Source organism: Martelella sp. (assembly GCF_984369615.1).
In genome coordinates this window covers 1-4,589 of the sequence record NZ_CFHTCS010000348.1, presented here as the reverse complement: position 1 = coordinate 4,589, position 4,589 = coordinate 1, and the positions used below count along the sequence as shown (strand labels likewise).

The following is a 4,589-nucleotide window of genomic DNA, read 5'->3' as shown; positions in this document are numbered from 1 at the left end:
GAAAAGACCAAGGGCGTGCCGCTGTTTCAGGAGCAGGCGATGCTGATCGCCGTGGTCGCCGCCGGCTTTTCGCCGGAAGATGCCGACCGGCTGCGCCGCTCACTGGCAAGCTTCCGCCAGATGGGCACGATCGGCGAATTCGAGACGCAGTTCGTCAACGGCATGCTGAAAAACGGCTACGAGCTTGATTTCGCCCAGCGCTGCTTCGCCCAGATCAAGGGTTTTGCCGATTACGGCTTTCCCGAAAGCCATGCGGCGGCCTTTGCCATGCTCACCTATGTCTCTGCCTGGCTGAAATGCCATTATCCGGCGGCCTTCGCCTGCGCGCTGCTGAACTCCCAGCCCATGGGCTTTTACGCCCCGGCCCAGATCGTCCGCGATGCCCGCGAGCATCAGGTGGAAGTCCGCCCCATCTCGGTCAATCACAGCGCCTGGGACTGCACGCTGGAGCGCCGCGCCGATGGCGCCTATGCGCTGCGCCTCGGCTTCCGCCAGATCAAGGGGCTGAAGAAGGAGGATGCCGAATGGCTGGAGAACGCGCGCGGCAACGGCTATCAGACCCCGGAGGACGTGTGGCTGCGCGCAGGCCTGATGCCGGCGGTACTGGAGCGCCTTGCCGAGGCCGACGCCTTCGCCGATGCCGGCCTGTCGCGCCGCGATGCGCTGTGGCGCGTCAAGGCGATCCGCGCGCCAAAACCGCTGCCGCTCTTTTCCGATCCGATCGACGGCGAGCATATCAGCGAACCGGATGTCATCCTGCCGACGATGAATCTCGGCGAGCAGGTGGTGGAGGATTATGTCGCGACCCGCATGAGCCTGCGCGCCCACCCGATGGAGCTGCTGCGCCCGAAAATGCCCGGCCTGACGCTGCATTCGTCGCTCTCGACAACGCCGCTGCGGCGCGTCAGCGTCTCAGGCCTCGTCATCACCCGCCAGCGCCCCGGCACGGCGTCGGGCGTCATCTTCCTCACGCTCGAGGACGAAACCGGCGTCTCCAACGTCGTCGTGTGGAAAAAGGTCTATGAACGCTTCCGTCGCACGGTGATGGGTGGCCGCCTGCTGAAGGTCACCGGCAAATTACAGCGCGAAGGCGTCGTCGTCCACGTGATCGCCGAAACCATAGAAGACTGCTCCTGGCGCCTCTCCGAACTCGGCCACCCGATGGACGACGCCATCGGCATCACCGATCCAAAGGCCGACGACACGCCGCGCCGCCCGAAACTCCAGCCCCGCGCCCACCACCCGCGGGAGCAGGCGAAACGGTTGTTCCCGAGCCGAGATTTTCATTGAGCCATGCCGCCTGGCGAACCAAGGGCGGCGACATCCCGAAATGACACGGGAACCGGCGCGGCTCAAAGTTGCCTCTGTGTCATCTGAAACACTTCCCAAGACGTAAAGATGCTTCGGTTCTGACAGCGGTGCAGGTTCGCCTTGTGCGGCGATGCGCCTTTGCGCATAGTTTTCGTCCCGAATACGATGATCGGCTTCGATAATGAATAACAAAAGACAGGCAAAAAGCCGCTCTCGGTTTCTCCTGACGCGTGCAACACCCGCCCTGGGGCTCACGCTGCTGATCTGCCTCGGCGTTCTCGCCCTGCTGAACTGGGCCGGAAGGGAGGCGGACAAGGCGTCCCATGAGCGGCAGGCGCGGCTCGTCCGGCTCGTGATCTCCCAGTTGCAGACCGAAGTGGCCCATGACCAGGAAAGCGCGACGGTCTGGGACGATGCGGTCATCGAGGTCCGTGCCGGCAATTTCACCTGGATCGACGACAATCTCGGCACCTGGATGCACGACTATTTCGGCTTTGACGGCGTCTACATCCTCGACCCTTCCGACCGGGCGCTTTACGCCTTCACCGATGGCGCCATGGCGAGCCAGTACGCCTATGACGCCATCCAAAGCGAGGTCGAGCCCCTTGCCGAAGAACTTCGGGCCAAGCTGATCGCAGGCAACGACGGCCAGATCAATGAACGGGACCTGACAGCGGGCGTCTCCGATCTGGCCGTGATCAGAGAGCATCCCGCCGTGGTCAGCATCAAGCCGATCGTTCCCCATTCCGAATTCGTGCAACAGGAGCCGGGCCAGGAATATCTGCATGTCGCCATCCGGTTTCTCGACGGCAGCCTGATCGAGGAACTTCAGAACGACTACATGTTCGAGGCCCTCCACTTTTCATGGACGCCGGACGGCTCCAACCAGCCGCTCAAAACCAGCGAAGGCAGAACTATCGGCTATTTCGTCTGGCAGCCCTACCGGCCCGGATCCGCGGTCATGGCGCGCGTGATACCGGTGCTGATCGCCCTCATCGTGATCGCGCTCGCCGCGATCGCGATCTTCCTGACGATCCATGACAGCCGGTCGCGCAGACTTGAGGAGAGCGAGGAACGCGTCCGTCACCTGGCGCTGCATGATCCGTTGACCGACCTCCCCAACCGGCTGTCCTTCAACGAGAACGTCGACCGTCGCCTGGCCGAGAGGCCGGTCGTACCGCTGGCCCTTCTCTACCTCGATCTCGACAGGTTCAAGCAGGTCAATGATACGCTCGGCCATCCGGCGGGCGACGCGCTGATCAGGGAGTTCGCCCTGAGGCTGCAGGCGATCGTTCGACGCGACGACCTTGTCGCCCGCATCGGCGGAGACGAATTCACCGTCATGCTGAGCGGAAAGGGCGGCGACGAGGAGATCGGCGCGCTCTGCCGGCGTATGGTGGAAGCCGCGCGCGAACCGTTCCATATCGCGGGAAATACGGTTTTCCTCGGCGTCAGCATCGGCGCCGCAATTTTCCCGCGCGACGGGGATGACCGCGTCAACCTGCAGCGCAAGGCGGACGTGGCGCTCTACTATTCGAAGACTGCCGGCCGGGGGCGCTGTTCCTTTTTCTCCGACGCGATGGACGAGACGCTGGGCCTGCGGCGAAGAACCGAAATGGATCTGAGAACCGCCCTTCTCGGCCAGAACCAGCTCTCGGTCTACTATCAGCCGGTCCAGTCCGCGCTCACGCGGCGGATCGTCGGCTGTGAGGCGCTGCTGCGCTGGCACCATCCGGAGATCGGATGGGTATCGCCGGAGCTGTTCATTCCGATCGCCGAAGAAGCCGGGCTGATCGAGGATATCGGCCGGTTCGCGCTGACGAAGGCATGCGCGGCCGCAGCGAAGTGGCCTGGCCTTTCGATCGCCGTCAATGTATCGGGCGTCGAACTCTCCGATCCTACCTATGCCGGAAAGGTCGAGCAGGTCCTGCTCTCAAGCGGGCTCGCGCCGGCGAGGCTCGAACTCGAGATCACCGAGTCCGTGGCGACCGAGGAAGCCGGCGCCGTGGCCGAAAACCTGGTTGCGCTGCGCGAGCGCGGCGTGCGCATCGCCATCGATGATTTCGGCACGGGCTTCTCATCGCTTGGTCGCCTGAAGTCGCTGAATGTCGACAGGATCAAGATCGACAGGTGCTTCGTCGAGGGCTTGAAGGAAAACGCCAAGAGCAAGGCCGATGACAAGGCCATCATTCGCGCGATCATCGATCTTGCCCACGCCCGGAACCTGCGGACCACGGCAGAAGGCGTGGAAACGCGCGCACAGGACGATGCGCTGACCGCGATGGGATGCGACGAACTCCAGGGGTTCCTCTACGCGAGGCCGATGCCGCTCAAGGACATCGACCTGCTGCTCGGCATTCACCGCAACGCGACGGGACGCGGCACGGCCGCCTCAGAAGGAACGGATCCCGGCGCGTCTGTTTGACGGCCGGGCCGTCGCCAGGCCAAGCGCGGTGTGACCGTCAGGCCTTTGCCAGCGCCTCCAGCGCCTCAATGCAGGCGGCCGCCGCCTCGCGGCCCTTGTTGTGTTCGTCATCGGCGGAGCGTTCGAAGGCCTGCATCGCGGTATAAGTGGTCAGGATACCGAAGGAGACCGGCATGCCGGTCTCAAGCTGAACCTGCATCAGCCCGTGGGCGGCGGCCTCCGAGATGTATTCGAAATGGGCCGTCTCGCCCTTGATGACCGCGCCGATGCACACGATGCCGTCATAGTTACCGCTTTTGGCAAGCTTCCTGGCGACCAGCGGCGCCTCGAAAGCGCCCGGCACGTCAAAGATATCAGTCTCGGCGAGCGTGACGCCGCGCTCGGCAAGCTCGGTCTTTGCGCCGTTCAGAAGGCCGCTGGTGACCTTCTCGTTGAAACGGGAGATGACGATGGCGATACGGTGGGACACGGAATAATTTCCTTTCTGGCTCAAGTGGAGGCTTACGGGAGGGTCGGCGCGGCGCTCACGGCAGGAGATGGCCGAATTTCTCGCGTTTTGCCGAAAGATAGTTTTCGTTGAAGGGGTTCGAGGCGACAATCAGCGGCACCCGCCTTTCAACATGCAGGCCTGCCTGTTCCAGGGCTTCCGGCTTCTCCGGATTGTTGCTGAGAAGCCTGAGGCGCGCGATGCCCAGGCTTTTCAGGATATGGGCCGCGGCATGATAGTCGCGGGCATCAGCCGGCAGGCCGAGCGCGACGTTGGCGGCGTGGGTGTCGAGGCCTTGCTGCTGCAGTTCATAGGCGCGAATCTTGTTGGCAAGGCCGATGCCGCGACCCTCCTGCCCCCTCAGAT

General features: G+C 63.6%; 4 protein-coding genes. 2 read left to right on the top strand and 2 right to left on the bottom strand.

Annotated features, from left to right (window positions below):
- The coding region (locus AC5DC2_RS19915) for a helix-hairpin-helix domain-containing protein (protein WP_491699729.1) at positions 1-1,290 on the top strand (1,290 nt) is incomplete at its 5' end.
- A gap of 202 nt (positions 1,291-1,492) precedes the next feature.
- Positions 1,493-3,736, top strand: coding sequence for a putative bifunctional diguanylate cyclase/phosphodiesterase (locus AC5DC2_RS19910; protein WP_491699728.1), 2,244 nt, complete (start codon positions 1,493-1,495; stop codon positions 3,734-3,736).
- A gap of 37 nt (positions 3,737-3,773) precedes the next feature.
- On the opposite strand, the gene ribH is transcribed toward AC5DC2_RS19910, so the two are convergent.
- Positions 3,774-4,205, bottom strand: coding sequence for a 6,7-dimethyl-8-ribityllumazine synthase (gene ribH / locus AC5DC2_RS19905; protein WP_024708510.1), 432 nt, complete (start codon positions 4,203-4,205; stop codon positions 3,774-3,776).
- Between the two features lie 55 nt (positions 4,206-4,260).
- The coding region (locus tag AC5DC2_RS19900) for a GTP cyclohydrolase II (RefSeq protein WP_491699727.1) at positions 4,261-4,589 on the bottom strand (329 nt) is incomplete at its 5' end.

Bases quoted from the DNA above. Each gene is read 5' to 3' on its own strand.
- AC5DC2_RS19910 (WP_491699728.1), top strand. From the start codon at position 1,493: ATGAATAACAAAAGACAGGCAAAAAGCCGCTCTCGGTTTCTCCTGACG.